Origin of the sequence: Synechococcus sp. A15-62 (genome assembly GCF_014280075.1) — a bacterium.
GTDB lineage: Bacteria > Cyanobacteriota > Cyanobacteriia > PCC-6307 > Cyanobiaceae > Parasynechococcus.
The window spans coordinates 2,266,389-2,283,985 of the sequence record NZ_CP047950.1; the positions used below are offsets into that span (position 1 = coordinate 2,266,389).

The window sequence follows — 17,597 nt, forward strand, 5'->3', positions numbered from 1 at the left end:
TCCCGCGCAGGAGGGGCTGGTTAAAGTCGCAAGGAAATTTTCGATCACCATGCTGAAGGCTCTGAGCCGCCTAGCCGCGTTCTGCCTCTGCGTCGCTATAAGCCTGGGTCTAATGGCCCCGGCTGCCGTAAACGCTGCCGGCATCAGTCCTGACGATCTGGGCGTAATCCGCCGCCAGACCGCAGCCTTTGAAGAAGCAAAATCCCGTCTTCCTGATCTGGCCCGGCTGGTGAGTGAAAAGGATTGGGTGTTCACCCGCAATCTCCTGCATGGCCCCATGCAGGAAGTGAGCCGGGAAATGTCGTACATCAATCAGCGCCTCGATAAGAGTGAGCGCAAGGAAGCCACCAAGGTGGCCCGCTCCTTGAAAGAAGCTCTGGCCAATCTGGATGAAGCGGCCCGCCTGCAGGACTTCAGCCGCCTGCAGAAGTCCTACAGCCTCGTAGCTGCCGGATTTGACGCTTACAGCGACCTCCTCCCGGCTGAGGCCTTCAACTGACCCGCTCCATTGGAGTGATTGGTGCCGGGGCCATCGGCCTTGGCACCGCCTGGCATCTGGCCCAACAAGGGCACGATGTTTCTCTTTACGACCCTCGCCTGAACCAGTCGGTTGATCGCGAGGGATCAGCAAAGGATCTCAGTGGTACATCGGCGTCCCTCGGGGTGCTGATGGGCTATGTGTTCCGCCGCCGCAGCGGACGGGGCTGGAGGCTGCGCCGCCGGAGCATGGAGCTCTGGCCGCAATGGATCGAAATGCTGCAGGCTCACCAGCCTGATCTCAAGCTCCATCCGGGCCTGCTGCAAATCGCCAGGGACGAACAAGCGGCGGAGAGGATGGAGTCGCTGGCCGCCCAACGCGTTGACCTGGGGCTACAGATGGTCAACAACGCTGACCTGGCAACGGTCTGGCCAACGGCCAGCCACGGTGGCCTCCACTCGCGCCACGACGGTCGGATTGATCCCCTGCTGCTGCAACAAGCCCTGCGAAAAGCGCTGGCAGAGCAAAACGCGGAGCTAAATGCCACAGCGGTGGTCCATCTGGAGCGCAACGACAACCACTGGCGTGTGCACCACACCGATGGAAACAGCTCCATTCACGACTGTGTGGTGCTCTGCACAGCCCTGAACTCGGACGTCTTGCTGGAACCACTGGGCCAGGTCCGACCGATGACACCCGTGTTGGGCCAGGCCCTGTCACTAAGACTGACAACGGGTCCGACAACCTGGAGCAATTGGCCCTCGGTACTGGTGAATCAGGGGTTCAACCTGATTCCCACCGCACCCGGACGGTTGCTACTCGGGGCAACCGTGGAACCGGGCGATCGTGCTTCGGAGGATCCGCTGACCTTAATGCGCAACCTCAATGAGCGGGCACCGGAGTGGCTGTGCTCAGCCACGGTGGTTGGCAATTGGAGTGGCCTGCGAGCCCGGCCCATGGATCGCCCCGCCCCTCTGCTGGAGGAGCTGGAACCTGGATTGATCCTGGCCAGTGGGCACTACCGCAACGGTGTTCTGCTCACGCCTGGCACCGCCGAGTGGGTCACCACTGCCGTTGAGCAAGCATAAAAAAAGGGCCCCGCAGGGCCCTATGGAGTTGACGAAGCAACCATCACTTACATTCGGTAAATTTACAAATAACAATACTGGCAAACTTCTTCCTTGTCATATCCAAGTAATCCATCGATCGACCAAAACCAAATACGAACCAAAGCAAGGACTCCTAGAAGATTTTTGCAAGAAACAGAACCGAACTCCAATGCATTTTGACGCCACCCACATGGATAGGAAGCAATGGCAGAGAAGCGATGAGTGAATACGAAGATTGCGAATCGAAGGTGGCTATTGGTTTGAACATGATTTCAAACATTTGCTTTTTCTCGTCTGCATGCTGTGTTAAATATTAATGTAAATTTTCCACGCATCAAAACTCAATAGAGGAACAAACCGGAACTGCACATCGTATCAATAATGTGCCTCAATCATTCCACATAAGGGAATAAAAGCGGAATGCATGTTCACTTTATCTAAGCTTATTGCAAGCAAAAAATAAACCCAAATACGCCTGGCTTGCGTCAAGAATTCATGACAAAAACAACAAGCATGGATATGCTCTAATGTCAGCAGCGAGTTTTCTCTGAATACTCCAGCAAATATGTTAATAATAGTATAAGGGCTAACAGCTTTTAAATGGGCAAGCGGGCATCACAACATCAAACGACCTTTCCTCCAAAGCCTTACAGGATGGTGAAATTGTTTAGAAGAATTTTTAATGCACCGCTAGTGTGGCTTCATCGTATATATAACTATGTAGCGCAGAGCTCATTAACAAATACTAAGCTGCAAGCATTTATGTCTCGCTTTTTAGCTGTTGCACCGACATTAGCTCTCGAAGCGATGGCATTTGGCAGAGGTAAACGATACCGACACTTTGCTAATCCTCGCCTATCGCAAGTTAACGCTACCACAAGGAATCCAAGTTCAAGTATTAATCCTTGGCCACTTGTCGACTCGGCAAGTACTAATCCGCCCGAAATCGATTGGAAGGCTCTGACCAAGGTGCTCGATGACGCATTTCGCGAGGAGGACCCTGGCTCACCAAAACGAACCCGCGCTGTGGTGGTAGTACAGGACGGATGGGTGATGGCTGAGCGCTACGCAAAAGGCGTTAATCCTGATGCTCCTCTGCGCGGCTGGTCTATGAGCAAAAGTGTTGCTCATGCCCTAATTGGCAGAGCAATCCAAGAAGGACTTTTTGATCCGACCCACCCTCCGATCGTTCCTGAATGGAGTGATCCTCAAGACCCACGGCATGAGATCAGTTTGAATCAACTCCTAAGAATGAGAAGCGGTCTAGCGTTCGAAGAGAGCGGAGAGCTAAATTCAGATCTTCTGCAGATGTTGCAGCAAAAAGATATGGCGCACTTCGCCGCCAGAAAACCTTTGGATAAGTCACCTCGCAAAAAGTGGAAATACACATCGGGGCCAACCAATATTCTCAGCCGGATGCTGAGGCATTCCATCGACAACGATGAGCTCTATTGGAAGTTCCCCTCACAAGAGTTGTTCGAACCTTTAGGAATGACATCTGCCGTTTTCGAAACCGATAAAAGTGGAACGTTTGTTGGCTCATCAGGGGTTTTAGCCAGTGGACAAGATTGGGCTCGATTTGGTCAACTCTATTTGGATAATGGGAAATGGAATGGTGAGCAGCTCATACCAAAAAAATGGGTTAAAGAGGCTCGCCGCTCAACTCATGGGTCAAGACAAAAATATGGAGCTCACTGGTGGTTGAGCAGTCGTAAATCACGACCAGATTTACCAAATGACAGTTATTCAGCGGAAGGTTTTCAGGGACAATTGCTGCTGATAGCCCCATCACAGTGCGCAGTAATCGTTCGTTTGGGGCAAACACCTAAAAAAGGAGGCTTTGATAAAAATGCATTTGGAGCCCAAGTTCTCTTAGCTCTTCGAAGAGGCAAACCCGATAAATTCAGCAGTAAGCCACGTCGTTCACACATAAACACAGGAATACAGGAACAAAAAAAAGGGATTCTAAAAAATCAAAGGACTCAGTGACATAAACCGACACCATCAAGGCAACACCAAAAATCCCAAACTCGTTGTAAACATTATTTTATTTTGCAAAATGAAGTCTCTAAATTTGAAGCAATTTTAAAATAAACATTTAGAAACTATCGCATTCAATGCCTCAACGCAATGAATATTGACCTAAATCAAATGCATATATCAATTACTTATTGACAATAGAATTAACTAATATCTATTAGATGACAATCATATTTTCAAAACCATTGCTCACGCAAATCATTAAATCATTTGATGACAAATAGAAGAGAATTTATCACAAGCAATATTGATAGCATACATTTTTTAGCATTAAAATACCAAGGACAGGCTGCATGACTACATTCTATTTATCGGAGCAAAAACTAGATTTGAAGGCTTGCGAGAGAGAGTCCTGGTCTACTCAACTCTGATCATCAAATTTTTTAATTCCATCCGTTGATTTCACTTTTAACAAAGAGGCTGTCTAAAAATGTGCATAAATTATGTCCAGCATTACAAGTTGCAAAATTTCTATAAATAAAATTGCCCTCACTGAGTCAATCAGTGAGGGCAGATGCTTTGAGGGTTATCACTGAATCATTAGTGAGAGTTCAGAGAATCACTGAACTCACTTGGTCTCGGTGAACTCCGCGTCGATGACGTCGTCACTGGCATCGCCACCACCGGCATTGGTACCGGCACCGGCGTCAGCACCAGGCGCACCAGCACCAGCTGCAGCCCCTTCCTGCTGATAGACGGACGCACCCACGGTGTAGAGCTCCTGCTGCAGTTCCTCCAGCAGGGTCTTCATCGCGTCGTAGTCATCCTTCTCGGTGGCTTCCTTGAGCTTGAGGCGCTTGTCCTCGAGCTTCGCCTTGGCGTCGGAATCAACCTTGTCGCCCAGTTCTCCCATCTGCTTTTCAGCCTGGTAAACGAGGGTTTCGGCCTGGTTCTTGAGGTCGATCTTTTCGCGCTTCTCCTTGTCAGCGCTGGCGTTAGCCTCAGCGTCTTTCACCATCTTGTCGACCTCGGAATCCGAGAGGGTCGACGCGCCGGTGATCGAGATGGACTGCTCCTTGCCGCTGCCCTTGTCCTTGGCGGTGACGCTGAGGATGCCGTTGGCGTCGATGTCGAAGGTCACCTCGATCTGAGGCACGCCCCGGGGAGCCGGGGGGATGCCATCGAGACGGAAGGTTCCAAGCGACTTGTTGTCGGACGCCATCTCGCGCTCACCCTGGAGCACGTGGATTTCCACATTGGTCTGACCATCCACAGCCGTGGAGTAGGTCTCGGTCTTCTTGGTGGGAACCGTGGTGTTGCGGGTGATCATTTTGGTCATCACACCGCCGAGGGTTTCCACACCCAGGGAGAGGGGCGTGACGTCAAGCAGAAGGATGTCCTTCACCTCGCCAGCCAGCACACCGCCCTGAATGGCAGCACCCACAGCCACCACCTCGTCGGGGTTCACCGTCTGGTTGGGGTCTTTGCCGGTGATGCGCTTCACCAGTTCGAGCACGGCCGGGATGCGGGTGGAACCACCCACCATCACGATCTCGTCCAGCTCGCCGGAGGACAGCTTGGCGTCCTTGAGCGCCTGCTCCACAGGCATGGCGCAGCGGTCGATCAGCTTGGAGGCCAGTTCCTCGAACTTGGCGCGGGTGAGGGTGAGATCCAGGTGCTTGGGACCCTCAGGTGTGGCCGTGATGAACGGCAGGTTGATCTCGCTCTGGGTGGCGTTGGACAGCTCGACCTTCGCTTTTTCAGCGGCTTCGGTGAGGCGTTGCAAGGCCTGCTTGTCCTGACGCAGATCGATGCCTTCGTTGGATTTGAACGTCTCGGCCAGGTGATCAACGATCACTTTGTCGAAGTCGTCACCGCCGAGGTGCGTGTCACCAGCGGTGGACAACACCTCAAACACACCGTCGCCAACTTCCAGAACAGAGACGTCGAAGGTGCCACCGCCCAGGTCGAAGACCAGAATGCGCTCGTTGCTCTTCTTGTCGAGGCCATAGGCCAGAGCCGCAGCGGTGGGCTCGTTGATGATGCGCAGCACCTCAAGGCCAGCGATCTTTCCGGCGTCCTTGGTGGCCTGGCGCTGGGAGTCGTTGAAGTAAGCCGGAACGGTGATCACCGCTTGGCTGACGGTTTCGCCGAGGTACTTACCGGCGTCCTCAGCCAGTTTGCGCAGCACCTGAGCGGAAACCTCTTCAGGCGCGAATTGCTTGTCGAGAACCGGGCACTTCACCTTCACGTTGGAGCCGGCCTTCTCAACGCCGTAGCTCACCTCTTTCGACTCCTCATTCACCTCATCAACCCGACGGCCGATGAAACGCTTGACGGAATAGAAGGTGTTGTCTGGGTTCATCACCGCCTGACGTTTGGCGATCTGACCCACCAGCTGATCCTGGTTCTTGGTGTAAGCAACCACGGAAGGCGTCGTGCGGAAGCCCTCGGCGTTTGCGATCACGGTGGGCTTGCCGCCCTCCATCACGGAAACACAGCTGTTCGTGGTGCCAAGGTCAATGCCGACAACCTTGCCCATCGGTGCCCACCTCCAGAATTGGTGATTTGAATGGGCTCATCCTCCACAGCAGACCCGGTGACCGGCGAGGTGTGGTTCCCGAACAGGCAGGCTGGTGAAGCGATCCGACCCTGGCAATGATCAACGGCGGCACCAGCCTTGTGGGCCTACTTGGCAATCCAGTGCGCCACTCGCTCTCGCCGGTGATGCAGAACGCAGCCCTCGAAAGCATGGGGCTCAACTGGCGCTACCTGGCCCTGCCATGCGAAAGCGAAAGCCTTGATCAGGTGTTGAAGGGTCTCAGGGCCGTGGGCTGCCAGGGGCTCAACGTCACCATCCCCCATAAACAAGCCATCGCCGCACTCTGCGAGGAGCGGAGCCCGTTGGCGCAACGGCTCGGTGCCGTCAACACCCTGATTCCGGGAGAAGGCGGTGGCTGGTCCGGCACCAACACCGACGTGGAGGGCTTTCTTGCACCCCTCGGTGCCAACGATGCCTGGGCAGGACGCCATGCCGTGGTGATCGGCTGCGGCGGATCAGCTCGGGCGGTGGTCGCCGGTCTGCAGACCCTGAACCTCAGCAGCATCACCGTTGTGGGACGGCGAAGCGAGGCACTGCAAGCCTTCATCACTGATCTGCAGCAGGACAAGGCCCCCCTGACGCCCTGTCTCGACAACGCAGGTCAGCTCAACGACGCCGTCGCGCGAGCGGCTCTCGTGGTGAACACCACCCCGGTCGGGATGGCCCAGCACGGCGACCCCGAGGCGATGCCACTGGGGGCCGACATCTGGTGCAGGCTGAGCCCCGAGGCGGTTCTCTACGACCTGATCTACACACCCAGGCCCACCAGCTGGCTTGCAGCTGGTCAACAACGGGGCCACCGCTGCATCGATGGCCTCGAAATGCTGGTTCAGCAGGGCGCTGCCTCGCTGCGGCTCTGGAGTGGACGCGACGACGTTCCTGTCGAGGCGATGCGAAGCGCCGCCGCGACTGCTCTTGCGACCTAAGGTCCCAACAATCCCTAGCTCCAACGTGCAGATTCCCCTCTGGCAGCGGCTGCTCGCACCGCTGGTGTACCTGCTCCCCTGGAGTGACGCCATTCCCTTTGGCCTCGGGGCTGACGGTGTGTTCAACCAGATCCCGTTGCTGAGACTGCTGATCGTTCCCGCGGTACCGCTGATCCAATTGGATCGGGGGGTTCCCTTCGGTGGCCTGCTGCTGTTCTTCGTGCTGTTTCTGGCGGTAGTGCGGAATCCGGCCGTTCCCTACTTCATCCGCTTCAACACCCTGCAGGCCCTGCTCACCGACATCGTGATCGTTGTGCTGAGCTTTGCGTTTGGCATCCTTCTCCAACCCATTGCCGGCGGCAGCCTGCTGGTGAGCACCCTGTCCAGCACGATCGTGGTGGCGGTGCTGGCCATTCTTCTGTTTGCCCTGGTGGAGTGCTGGCGCGGGCGCGAACCGGATCTTCCCGGCATCAGCCAGGCCGTACGCATGCAGCTCTACTGAAGTGCTGGGGCAGGCCAGGGGATAAGGTGTTGGATCCGTCGCTCACTCCGGTGAGCCTGATACCCCTTCGGTGCTGCCCATGACGCACGATCCGTATTACGAAACCATGTACATCCTTCGTCCGGACATTCCGGAGGAGGAAGTTGAAAGCCATCTCACCAAGTACCGCGACATGCTCGTGGAAGCTGGTGCCGACGTACTGGACAACCAGATGCGCGGTAAGCGCCGTCTGGCCTACCCCATTGCGAAGCACAAGGAAGGCATTTACGTGCAACTGAGCCACAACGGCGACGGCCAGCACGTCGCTGTTCTCGAGAAGGCAATGCGCCTCAGTGAGGATGTGATCCGCTACCTGACCGTGAAGCAGGAAGGCCCTCTTCCCGCACCTCGGGTGATGCCGGGCAGCGAAGCTGCTCAACAGCAACAGGCCGAAGCCGCTGCATCAGCTGACTGATCAGCATTGTTGGATTCGTGGGTGGGCGATACCGTCCGCCCATGGATTCGAAACGCGACCAACCTCAGCCAACCGAACCTGTTTCGAACGAGCGTCATGGCGACGCTGAAGTGATTCGGTTGCTGAAGCAGAGAATTTCCGAGCTCGAAGGCGAGATCGAGGCCTACAACAAGCTTTTGGCTGAACTGCCGGACGTCTTTGAACTCCGCTTCCAACAGCGGCTCGAGCCGTTGATGGAGCGCTATCAACTGCTGGCTGAGCAAGTTGATCAAGACCAGATCGAACGGCCTCAGCCGGCCCTGCCTGGAAGCTCAGAACCGGATAACGTTGTGCGTTTTCCGGGCCTGAGGCTTCCCAAGTTTCTGCAGAAGCGGCAGCGCTCAGCTTGAGCGGCGCTGGGATGCTGACCAGAGTCGGGTTGGCAAACCCCAGACGTAAATGAAGCCCTCTGCAGCGCGGTGATCGAACTGATCCTCACTGCCGTAGGACGCCATTTCGGGGACGTACAGGCTGCTGTCTGCTGAGCCGCGGCCGGTGACCGTGGCCGTTCCTTTGTGCAGCCGGAGACGAACGACACCGTTGACGGTGGCCTGGGTGCGGTCCATGAAGCCATCCAGAGCATCCTTGAGAGGACCAAACCAAAGGCCCTGATAGACGAGATCGGCCCACTGCATCTCCAATTGCCGCTTGCTGCGCAGCACATCGGCGGCCAGGGTCAGGCTTTCCAGTTCCTGGTGGGCCTGGATCAACAGCAAAAGGCCAGGCGTTTCGTAGATCTCCCTGGATTTGATGCCCACCACCCGGTTCTCGATCATGTCGAGACGGCCAATGCCATGGGTGCCCGCCAGACGGTTGGCTTCACGGATCAGGGCCACTGGGTCCAGCTTCTGGCCGTTGATCGCCACAGGATTGCCTGCTTCAAAAGCAATCTCGATCTCTTCGGAGGCATCCGGAGCAGCCTCCACCGATCGCGTCATGGCAAACACCTCCTCCGGCGGAGCCACCATCGGGTCTTCAAGGGGTCCGGCCTCAATGCTTCGGCCCAGCAGATTGAGATCGATCGAGTAGGGCGACTTCTTGCTCACCGGTGCGGGCAGACCAAAGCGTTCGCCGTAGGCGATGGTCTCCTCGCGGCTCATGCCCCACTCACGGGCAGGAGTGAGCACCTTGAGATCCGGTGCCAATGCAGCGATGGCCACATCAAAACGCACCTGATCGTTGCCCTTGCCTGTGCATCCATGGGCGACAGCATCGGCACCCACCTCCCGGGCCACCTCCACAAGGCGCTTGGCAATCAGAGGCCTCGCCAAAGCCGTGGAGAGGGGGTAACGGCCTTCGTAAAGGGCGTTGGCTCGAATCGCCGGAAAGGCGAAATCCTTGATGAAGGGCTCGATCAGATCACCCACCAGCGACTGACTGGCACCGGCATCCAGCGCTTTCTGACGGATCGGCTCCAGCTCATCGCCCTGGCCGAGATCAGCGGCAAAGGTGATCACATCCTCCACACCCCATTCCTGCTTGAGGTAGGGAATGCAAACGCTGGTATCCACTCCCCCGGAATAGGCGAGTACCACCTTCTTGGCGCGGCCCATCAATGGGTCTCCTGATCACAATCGTCTGATTCTCTCGTCTCGCCGGCCGCCACCTTTGGGGAAGCCACAAGCAACCATGCAGCCAACCCCACAGCCGGAGCAAAGACCAGCAAGAGCGCCAGGGTCCAGGAGGTCTGCAACGGTTCAGGCCGCTGCAAGCCCCACCAATGCAGGCCAGCACTGATAGTCAGGGCCAGGCCCCACAGAAGAGCAAGTAGCGCAGATTTATTCAGAGGCTGCCCGAAAACAGGACGTGGTTTATGTTGTCTAATTGGCCCGCGTCCCTCCCTGCATGAGCGCTCTGGTTGATTTAAACGCCCTGGACAGCGTCAACCCGTCCCTCACCCGCTACGGGCGCCGCGACCCCGCACCCGTACTGCCCCTGCGTGAGGAGCCCGACCTCCTGTCCTGGCTGGAAGCCAGCGGTCGTCTCGTCGCCGACGAAGAATCCGGATCACCTGAAGTGAGCACCGTCGAAGAGGAGGAACTCTCCGCGCTCATGGGTGAGAAAGAGGATTACAACAAGGATGACGAGCAAAACGAGGAGCAGTGGGAGGACTGACGTCCCCCAACCACTGACTGGTCGCCACTGAGCGACTCACCTATGGTCCCAGCGACCAGTCCAGTGTCGCTTTGCAATCCAGGGATTCGAACCACCGTCCTTGGTGGGAGAACGGCTCATTGAGTGCCAGCTTGCTGATGCTGGTGGTCTTGATGACCAGCTTTGCAGCCGACAAATGGATCACCAATGCGCAACTGAGCCTGCCGCTCTTGATTGCAGCGGTCTGCGCAACAGCGACTGCAGCCCTGGGCATCCCCCTTCTGCGGCGCTTGAAGATGGGGCAGTTCATCCGTGAGGAGGGCCCCAAAGCCCATCAAAGCAAGGCGGGAACGCCAACGATGGGGGGCCTTCTGGTGGTTCCCGTCGGGGTCGTGCTCGGGAGCCTGATCACACGCGATGCCGTGGCGTCACAACAACTGCTCAGCCTGGCAGCCCTGACCCTGGCGTTCATGCTGATCGGTGGCATCGATGACTGGAGCAGCCTCACCAAACACACCAATACAGGCCTGACGGCACGATGGAAATTACTGCTGCAAGCCATGGCGGCCGCAACCTTTCTGGCCATCGCTGCCTGGCAGGGCTGGATCAGCAGCAGCATTGCTTTGCCCTTTGGCCTTGAACTGCCAATGGGACTCCTGATCTGGCCGCTGGGGCTGTTTGTCGTTCTGGCGGAAAGCAACGCCACCAACCTCACCGATGGCCTGGATGGTTTGGCCAGCGGCTGCGGAGCACTGGTGTTTACGGGTCTGGCACTTCAACTGATGCTGCGAGGGGACAACGGAGATCCCGCTCTGGCTGGCTTCTGCATGGCCATGGCCGGGGCCTGGCTTGGGTTTCTCGTGCACAACCGAAACCCGGCTCGGGCCTTCATGGGCGACACGGGATCCCTGGCGATGGGTGCCGCCCTCAGCGGTGTGGCCCTGTTGTCCAACAGCCTCTGGCCCCTGCTGGTGATGGGAGGCGTCTTCGTGGCGGAATCCCTCTCCGTGATCATCCAGGTTTGGGTGTTCAAGGCCACGAAAGGCCCTGATGGTCAGGGGCGACGCGTGTTCCGCATGGCGCCACTCCATCACCATTTTGAGCTGGGAGGCACCGATGAACGAAGCGTGGTGCCTGCGTTCTGGCTTGTCACAGCAGGGCTTGTGCTTCTCGGACTGGTGCTGCGTCCCTAACCGCTGATCTTTGATCCAATCCTGTGGAACCTCATTTCGAAGCGATCTCGAGGATGCAGTGATTCAGATCACCAATGAGATTGAACTTTGTTCACTCCTCACAATGTCAATCCTTCTGAGAAAGATTGACGCTGATGCACAAAAATGACCGACGTTTTAGGAATTGAGAGTGACCACAACACAGTGCTCTGAATGAAAGGAGGCCTGAACGACATATCCAGAACTCAGTGGATTTTGGATATCCAGAACGAAAGCTCAATGCCGCTCACATCCCTTAAAGTCATCTTTTGAGGCGGCAAGGCAGGATGACCTACTTCACCTGGCGTGAAACCGGTCTCACAGCTGACTGCTCAAGCCTCGAGGCGATGGCTGCCCGGTTTGAGGAGTCGGCCAGTTTGATGCGACGCATGTCAAGCGAAGGGTTCCAACTGGAACGCAAGGGAACGGAGCAGCGCATCACGCATCCCGATTCCAGCGTGTTTGAAGCCTGGGGTTTCGTCAGCGAAGAATCACCGGTCCGCCAACTCACGCTGATCCCCGATCTTCAGAACTGATGGACAACCTGCTTGCCAAAACCGCTGAGCTGCTCGCCAATGCGGCTGCGGATCCTGATCGGGTTCTGCGATGGGTGCTGATCTATTTCGGTTTGTCGTCGCTTGGATTCATGGGCGTATGGCTGGTCGGAGAAGTGCGCCGTCAGAGCAGCACCGACTCGAACTGAGCCCTCAACGGCTCGCTTCCACCGAGCGCTGACGCCATTGAGGCATTTGCTCCATCGATTTCAGCTGCTCTGCGCTGGGGCTCTCAAGTACGTCCAGGAGATGCAGGGGTTCCGCTTCGAAGTGAAGATGAGGACCGGTCGACCATCGGCCCGTGTTGCCGCAAAGACCAATGATCTGGCCGCGGTTATAAGAGCCTGCTGGGGCACCAGCGTTCAGGTGGCTGTATCGCGTCTTGACGCCTGCCCCAGCCAGGTGAAACGTCCATCCGTGGGTGGCTGTCCAGCGACTCCGACCGACCCCGTCATGGGCAGCACGCACAGGGCGACCAACACGGCATGAGATGTCCAAGGCTGGATGGTCCTGTTCGACGCCCTGGGTCACCACACCCGACATCGGCACAAGCAACGCGGCAAACAGACCCAGCAAGCAATCAAAACGAGAATCGGAAGAGAATCTTAAGACACGGTTCCTTCCGTCAGAGGAAAGACAGGATTCCCGTTTTTCGTTAACGCTCTCTTAAAAGGAAAAAAAACCCTGTGGTTCCGAGCCACTGCCCCGACGGTCTGGCGACGGTTCGAAGTGCAAATCAACTGCAGCTCATGCGCAGAGCACTTCTGTTCACCGGTGCCGGCCTGATGATCGCCGCAGCTGGACTCCCTGGCTTCGCCGCCCCCAAGCAAACCGCCCGCACCGTCACCAACGGCTTCGTTCGCTCCAACGTGCTGTTGCCCATCGGTGGCAAAAAGGCCGTCTCTAATCCCGTTCCTCAGGATCTGAGCGATCTGTCCGGTTGGACCCGTGAAGAACTCGAAGTGGGTCTGGAGAAGCAGTACGACGTCGACGTTGCTGACGTCACTCGCTTCCTCTATTCCACCGAAGGCGAGGCCTTCCTCAAAGAAAGCATCAACGGCAACTATCACCCGTACTACAGCCAGCAGAACGACCTCCAGGCCGTTCGCAGCGCCATCATTCTCGATGCTGAAGATGGCAAACTCTCCAGCTACGGAATGATGGCCAAGCTGCCGACCGACCAGCGCCTGCAGGGTGCCATGAAGGTCTGCAATGCCGACGTGCAAGGTGATTTCCACAAGGACACCTCGCTGCTCAGCTGGTACATGAACACCCCGGCCTGCATCCAGGCCTACACCGCCAAGGCCGAAGAGCCCGCTCCTGCTGCTGCTCCCGTCCAGGGACTCTGGTGATCTAACGGCAGAACGACAAAACACGTCCACCGAGCCCTGGATCAACCCAGGGCTTTTTTCATGCCCTGATTCATCACAACGAAACGATCAACGATCAGGGCAGGACCACCACCGGAGTCCCCACATCCACAAGGTCAAAGACCCTGCGGATGTGTTCGTCATAAAGGCGAACGCATCCATGCGACACGGCCCGTCCGACCGTCCAACGGTGGGGCGTGCCGTGCAAGCCGACGTGGGAGCAGCCGCGGACCTGCACCACCTTCTCGCCATCCCAACCACCGGGATTGGAGCAGTCCTGATAAAAAGCAATCCAACGAGATCCCAGGGGATTTCGGCCTCCGGGGGGAACCAGAGCACCGGTGCCGGGATGCCGCCAGACGGGGTCCACCGCTTTGAACAGCACCCGATGCTCGCCGAGAGGCGTTTCCCAGCCTTGGGTGCCGACAGCAGCAGGCACACGCAAACGAAGCTGCCCCTGCTCCAGCAGGATCAGCTGACGGCTGGAACGATGCAGCACCAGCTGCTTCGTGGAACGGGAACGAACAGCAGCAGGCAGCAAGGCCAGTGCTTCCGCATCACTGAGCCAGAGGGCAACCGGTGGAATGGGATCCGCAGGCCTGGACTGAACCGGCCCGAGCTGGAGACAAGCTCCAGCGAGAACCGCCAACAACGTCGCCCGAAGCACTGGACTCAATCAAGAACGCATCCTTGACCTAGCGGGACATCGGGAGCTGCACCCCAGGCTGCGGAAAGTCTCAGGACTTGCATTGATTGATGATGCAGTCAGGCCGTTCAAGGATCACCATGCCGTCGTTTCCACGCACCGTGATGCTGCTGGGCAGCGGGGAGCTGGGCAAGGAGGTGGCCATTGCTGCCCAACGGCTGGGCTGCCGGGTGATCGCCTGTGATCGCTATGCCGGTGCCCCGGCCATGCAGGTGGCTGACGTGGCCGAAGTGCTGCCGATGACCGATGCCGATGCCTTGCTGGAGGTGGTCAGGCGCCACCAACCCGATGTGGTGATCCCGGAGATCGAAGCACTCGCCGTTCATGCCCTGGCGGAACTCGAACAGGAAGGAATCACCGTGATTCCAACGGCCCGTGCGACGGCCGTCACGATGAACCGAGACCGCATCCGCGACCTGGCAGCCGGCGAACTCGATCTCCGCACCGCCCGGTTCGCCTATGCCTCCAGCGCTGAGGAACTCAAAGCGGTGGCGGAGCCGCTGGGCTGGCCCGTCGTGGTGAAACCGGTGATGAGTTCCTCCGGCAAAGGCCAGAGCGTGGTGGACTGTGCGGACGATCTGCCCAAGGCCTGGGAGGCCGCCATGGCCGGCGCACGGGGCACCTCAACCCAGGTGATCGTGGAGGAATTTCTCCATTTTGATCTGGAGATCACCTTGCTCACCATCCGTCAGCGCAATGGCGAAACCCTGTTCTGTGCACCAATCGGCCACGAACAGGAAGGAGGGGACTATCAGTGCAGCTGGCAGCCGGCGCAACTGACCGACCAGCAACTGCATCAGGCCCAGGCCATGGCCAAGACCGTCACCGACAACCTGGGCGGTGCCGGCCTCTTCGGTGTGGAATTTTTCCTCTGTGGCGATGAGGTGATTTTTTCCGAACTCTCTCCCCGGCCGCATGACACAGGCCTGGTCACCCTGATCAGCCAGAACCTGAGCGAGTTCGAACTGCATCTGCGCGCTGTTCTCGGTCTTCCGATCCCCGCCATCACAGCAGCAGATGCCGCCGCCAGCCGAGTGATCCTGGCCCAAACAAACATGGACTCCGTCGCTTTTGAAGGGGTCGAACAAGCGCTCACGGAAGCCGACACCCAAGTGCTGCTGTTCGGCAAGCCCACAGCCCGCCCCGGTCGGCGGATGGGTGTGGCTCTGGCAAGGGGAGTCGATCGCAAGGAAGCACAAGCCAAAGCCGACAGGGCAGCCGCCTGTGTATCCGTGATCCCAGGATCAACGGCTGGCTGAAAACCGAAAGTGGGTTAAGCCATCCAGCACGGCTCCAACACTGGGGCGTTTCGACACGTACACCCGCTGCTGGGTCCGTTGACCCAACAGGCAGGGATCGTGATCCGCAGGAACCACCGTGGCGGGCAACCCATCCAGCAACTCTCCATCCCCCTGCTGGCTAGCCACCACCAGAACCTGCTGCAGGGGGAGCTGCCAAGACTGGGCCAGAAAACGAATGGCTTCACTGCGGGACGCACGCTGGGGCAGAACATCCAGGAACCAGTGGCAACGGAGCTGGGGTTCCGCCTGCAGACCATGTCGGCGCAAGCACTGACGGGCCAAACCAATCAGACCGCGGTTGGAGGCACGCAACAGGTAACTGACCTTGAAGGGACTCTGGTGATCAGGGTCCTGAAGCTGAATGTGTTCCTTGAGTTGCCCCATCGCTGCGAGAACAGCCTCGCGATCCCAGGCTTGGCTGATGCGCTGCGCCCATACGGGATCTTCCGCGCGATCCGAGGTGTGGTGAATCTCGGTTCCAGCCCGGCAGATCCAGGCCTTGGGGTCGGGAAGATGCAACTCCCGGTAGCGCTGACGCGCCTGGTCCAACGACCGCCCCGTGAGGATCACCAACCCTGTCGAAGCCGCAAAGGATTCAGCGTGAAGCCGATCACGCAGATGAGCAAGGGAGCGTTCCTCCGGCAGCTCCAAGCAGCTGTCGAGATCCAACGCCAACAGTCTGGAGACAGGGCTGGGCCGCCGCACCACCGACATGGCCCGAACAGATGAAACGCGGACCTTCTGCCGCATCAGGGCGAGGTAGTGACACACATGGGCATCCCAGCTGAAGTGACGACTGATGGCCTCAACCCCGTTGTCACTCCAACGACGCCAAAGGGAGCGATCACTGCCGGCCAATTCCAAGGCCTCCTGAAGTGCACCAGGATCGGTGACGTCCGCCAGAAGACCGTTGTCACAACGGTGTTGGATGTCCCTTGGACCGCCATCGTCGGTGGCCACCATCGGCAAACCACAGGCCGCGGCCTCCAGAAGAGTGAGTCCGAAAGGTTCGGTCAACGCCGGATTCACAAACAGCCCTCCACGGCGCGCCGCCCAGCGGTACAAAGCGGGAATCTGAGCACGACTGTGTTGTTTGGGATAAGCCACCTGGCCATAGAGATCAAACCGATCCACCAGATCGAACACCTGCTGAAGCACATCGCGCTGCTGCTTCTCGAGCTGACGCGGGTCATCCCGACAGCCCAGCACCAGCACCAGGTTGTGGCGCTGCCGCAGCACCGGCGACTGGCCAAAGGCTTCCACCAGCGCGGGAATGTTCTTGCGCCGCACCGCACGGGAAATCGCCAGCAGAGGCGGACGCTCCGGCTCCCTGAGGAAAGGCTGCAACAGGCTTTGCAGCGCGGAGCCTTCCTGCGATGAACCGTGGGGATGGAAGCGGGAAGCATCGACACCTGGGGGCACCACCTCCGCCTGATCCGCCTGAAAGTGGCCGTAGCGGGAGTACTGCTGATCCGCCTCCTGACGGGTGCTGGTGATCACCAGATCCGCCTGGGCTAAGGCACGCTCTTCGGCATCAATGCGGCGACTGATGGCATAGGTCTGCTCAAGTTGAGACCGATCGAGGCCACCGGCCAGGAGACGTCGCTGTTTTTCCCGACCGAGGGAATGGCCGGTGAAGACAAGCGGAATCCCCAGCCGCTGACTGACCAAAGCACCCACCAGACCGGCATCGGCATAGTGCGCATGAATCCAATCCACCCTCTGGCCGGGCTGGCTCAGATGTTCCACCAGCTGATCAGCCAACTCCTCGAGATGGGGCCAAAGCAGCTCCTTGCGCAGATAACGCTTCGGACCAAAGGGAAAGCGCAGGATGCGGGCTCCTGGAGCAATATCTTCAACCCGTTGGCTGTAATCGAGATCAACCCGTCGGTCCTGAATCAGCCGGGTGACCACATCCACCTGCTCCACCTCAGCCCGCTGAGCCAGGCTGCGCACGAGCTCCAGCACATACAACGTCTGACCACCGGTATCAGCATCCCGGCCCAGTTCGAGTTCATGGGAACGAAACAGACCGTGAAGGTGCAGATGCAACAACCGGATCCCCATTCACTCCCCTCACAAACAACAACGGAACGCAGATTCGTGCCGTTGTTTTTTCTTTAGAGGCGGAAGAAGGAGTAAAAAATAAAAAAAACCTTAGAAGGCCAACCAATCAAAGCGAACAAAAAAGCGGAGTCGTGTTGTCGTGCAATGGATCTGGACCCAAGGAACAACACGCATGTCCTCGGCTTGATGTAACAAGCCAGCAAC

Annotated in this window: 18 protein-coding genes; 13 read left to right on the top strand and 5 right to left on the bottom strand. The window is 57.9% G+C overall.

The annotated features are described in order from the left end of the window. Positions 1-49 precede the first annotated feature (49 nt). The 3 genes from psbQ (at position 50) to SynA1562_RS12820 (ending at position 3,576) form a co-directional block, all read left to right on the top strand. Positions 50-499 (top strand): photosystem II protein PsbQ, encoded by a 450-nt coding sequence (psbQ, locus tag SynA1562_RS12810; RefSeq protein ID WP_186494158.1) that lies wholly within the window; start codon positions 50-52, stop codon positions 497-499. Positions 500-513: 14 nt separating this feature from the next. Next, positions 514-1,566, top strand: a complete 1,053-nt coding sequence (locus SynA1562_RS12815) for an FAD-binding oxidoreductase (protein WP_186494159.1) — start codon at positions 514-516, stop codon at positions 1,564-1,566. A 675-nt stretch (positions 1,567-2,241) separates the two neighbouring features. After that, positions 2,242-3,576 carry a serine hydrolase gene (locus SynA1562_RS12820; RefSeq protein ID WP_255445673.1) on the top strand — a complete coding sequence of 445 codons (1,335 nt, stop codon included), beginning with the start codon at positions 2,242-2,244 and terminating at the stop codon, positions 3,574-3,576. A 619-nt stretch (positions 3,577-4,195) separates the two neighbouring features. Here the strand turns inward: SynA1562_RS12820 and dnaK are convergent. Continuing rightward, the gene (gene dnaK / locus SynA1562_RS12825; RefSeq protein ID WP_186494161.1) at positions 4,196-6,109 is read right to left on the bottom strand and encodes a molecular chaperone DnaK; all 1,914 of its coding nucleotides are present in this window, start codon (positions 6,107-6,109) and stop codon (positions 4,196-4,198) included. Positions 6,110-6,225: 116 nt separating this feature from the next. Here dnaK and SynA1562_RS12830 point away from each other — a divergent pair, with 116 nt between their 5' ends. From SynA1562_RS12830 to SynA1562_RS12845, 4 genes are all read left to right on the top strand, one after another. Next, the gene (locus SynA1562_RS12830) at positions 6,226-7,095 is read left to right on the top strand and encodes a shikimate dehydrogenase (RefSeq protein ID WP_186494162.1); all 870 of its coding nucleotides are present in this window, start codon (positions 6,226-6,228) and stop codon (positions 7,093-7,095) included. Further along, positions 7,085-7,597: a Tic20 family protein gene (locus SynA1562_RS12835; RefSeq protein ID WP_255445675.1), complete on the top strand. Its 513-nt coding sequence runs from the start codon at positions 7,085-7,087 to the stop codon at positions 7,595-7,597. Before SynA1562_RS12830 ends, SynA1562_RS12835 begins: the two co-directional genes overlap by 11 nt. Before the next feature lie 79 nt (positions 7,598-7,676). Then, the gene (gene rpsF, locus SynA1562_RS12840) at positions 7,677-8,051 is read left to right on the top strand and encodes a 30S ribosomal protein S6 (protein ID WP_114988800.1); all 375 of its coding nucleotides are present in this window, start codon (positions 7,677-7,679) and stop codon (positions 8,049-8,051) included. Positions 8,052-8,092: 41 nt separating this feature from the next. Further along, positions 8,093-8,440 (top strand): hypothetical protein, encoded by a 348-nt coding sequence (locus SynA1562_RS12845; RefSeq protein ID WP_186494164.1) that lies wholly within the window; start codon positions 8,093-8,095, stop codon positions 8,438-8,440. On the opposite strand, the gene SynA1562_RS12850 is transcribed toward SynA1562_RS12845, so the two are convergent. Further along, positions 8,432-9,643, bottom strand: a complete 1,212-nt coding sequence (locus SynA1562_RS12850) for an argininosuccinate synthase (RefSeq protein WP_186494165.1) — start codon at positions 9,641-9,643, stop codon at positions 8,432-8,434. The two genes, SynA1562_RS12845 and SynA1562_RS12850, sit on opposite strands and share 9 nt — an antisense overlap. A gap of 292 nt (positions 9,644-9,935) precedes the next feature. Here SynA1562_RS12850 and SynA1562_RS12855 point away from each other — a divergent pair, with 292 nt between their 5' ends. The 4 genes from SynA1562_RS12855 (at position 9,936) to SynA1562_RS12870 (ending at position 12,098) form a co-directional block, all read left to right on the top strand. Beyond that, positions 9,936-10,205, top strand: a complete 270-nt coding sequence (locus SynA1562_RS12855) for a DUF3134 domain-containing protein (protein ID WP_186494166.1) — start codon at positions 9,936-9,938, stop codon at positions 10,203-10,205. Positions 10,206-10,342: 137 nt separating this feature from the next. Beyond that, positions 10,343-11,377, top strand: coding sequence for a phospho-N-acetylmuramoyl-pentapeptide-transferase (gene mraY / locus SynA1562_RS12860; RefSeq protein WP_255445799.1), 1,035 nt, complete (start codon positions 10,343-10,345; stop codon positions 11,375-11,377). 305 nt (positions 11,378-11,682) lie between these two features. Beyond that, entirely contained in the window at positions 11,683-11,931 is a 249-nt protein-coding gene (locus SynA1562_RS12865) for a hypothetical protein (protein ID WP_011365602.1), read from the top strand. After that, on the top strand, positions 11,931-12,098 hold the full coding sequence (locus tag SynA1562_RS12870) for a hypothetical protein (protein ID WP_011365603.1): 168 nt from the start codon (positions 11,931-11,933) through the stop codon (positions 12,096-12,098). Before SynA1562_RS12865 ends, SynA1562_RS12870 begins: the two co-directional genes overlap by 1 nt. A gap of 4 nt (positions 12,099-12,102) precedes the next feature. Here the strand turns inward: SynA1562_RS12870 and SynA1562_RS12875 are convergent, their stop codons facing one another. Next, complete coding sequence (locus tag SynA1562_RS12875) at positions 12,103-12,525, bottom strand: M23 family metallopeptidase (protein WP_186494168.1); 423 nt, start codon at positions 12,523-12,525, stop codon at positions 12,103-12,105. 173 nt (positions 12,526-12,698) lie between these two features. On the opposite strand from SynA1562_RS12875, the gene SynA1562_RS12880 reads away from it, so the two are divergent. Next, positions 12,699-13,301 (top strand): alpha/beta hydrolase, encoded by a 603-nt coding sequence (locus tag SynA1562_RS12880; protein WP_186494169.1) that lies wholly within the window; start codon positions 12,699-12,701, stop codon positions 13,299-13,301. 94 nt (positions 13,302-13,395) lie between these two features. Here the strand turns inward: SynA1562_RS12880 and SynA1562_RS12885 are convergent, their stop codons facing one another. After that, positions 13,396-13,968, bottom strand: a complete 573-nt coding sequence (locus tag SynA1562_RS12885) for a L,D-transpeptidase (protein WP_255445677.1) — start codon at positions 13,966-13,968, stop codon at positions 13,396-13,398. Between the two features lie 137 nt (positions 13,969-14,105). Here SynA1562_RS12885 and purT point away from each other — a divergent pair, with 137 nt between their 5' ends. After that, positions 14,106-15,284 (top strand): formate-dependent phosphoribosylglycinamide formyltransferase, encoded by a 1,179-nt coding sequence (gene purT / locus SynA1562_RS12890; RefSeq protein ID WP_186494171.1) that lies wholly within the window; start codon positions 14,106-14,108, stop codon positions 15,282-15,284. Here the strand turns inward: purT and SynA1562_RS12895 are convergent. After that, on the bottom strand, positions 15,270-17,393 hold the full coding sequence (locus SynA1562_RS12895; protein WP_186494172.1) for an HAD family hydrolase: 2,124 nt from the start codon (positions 17,391-17,393) through the stop codon (positions 15,270-15,272). The genes purT and SynA1562_RS12895 overlap by 15 nt on opposite strands. Between the last annotated feature and the right edge of the window lie 204 nt (positions 17,394-17,597).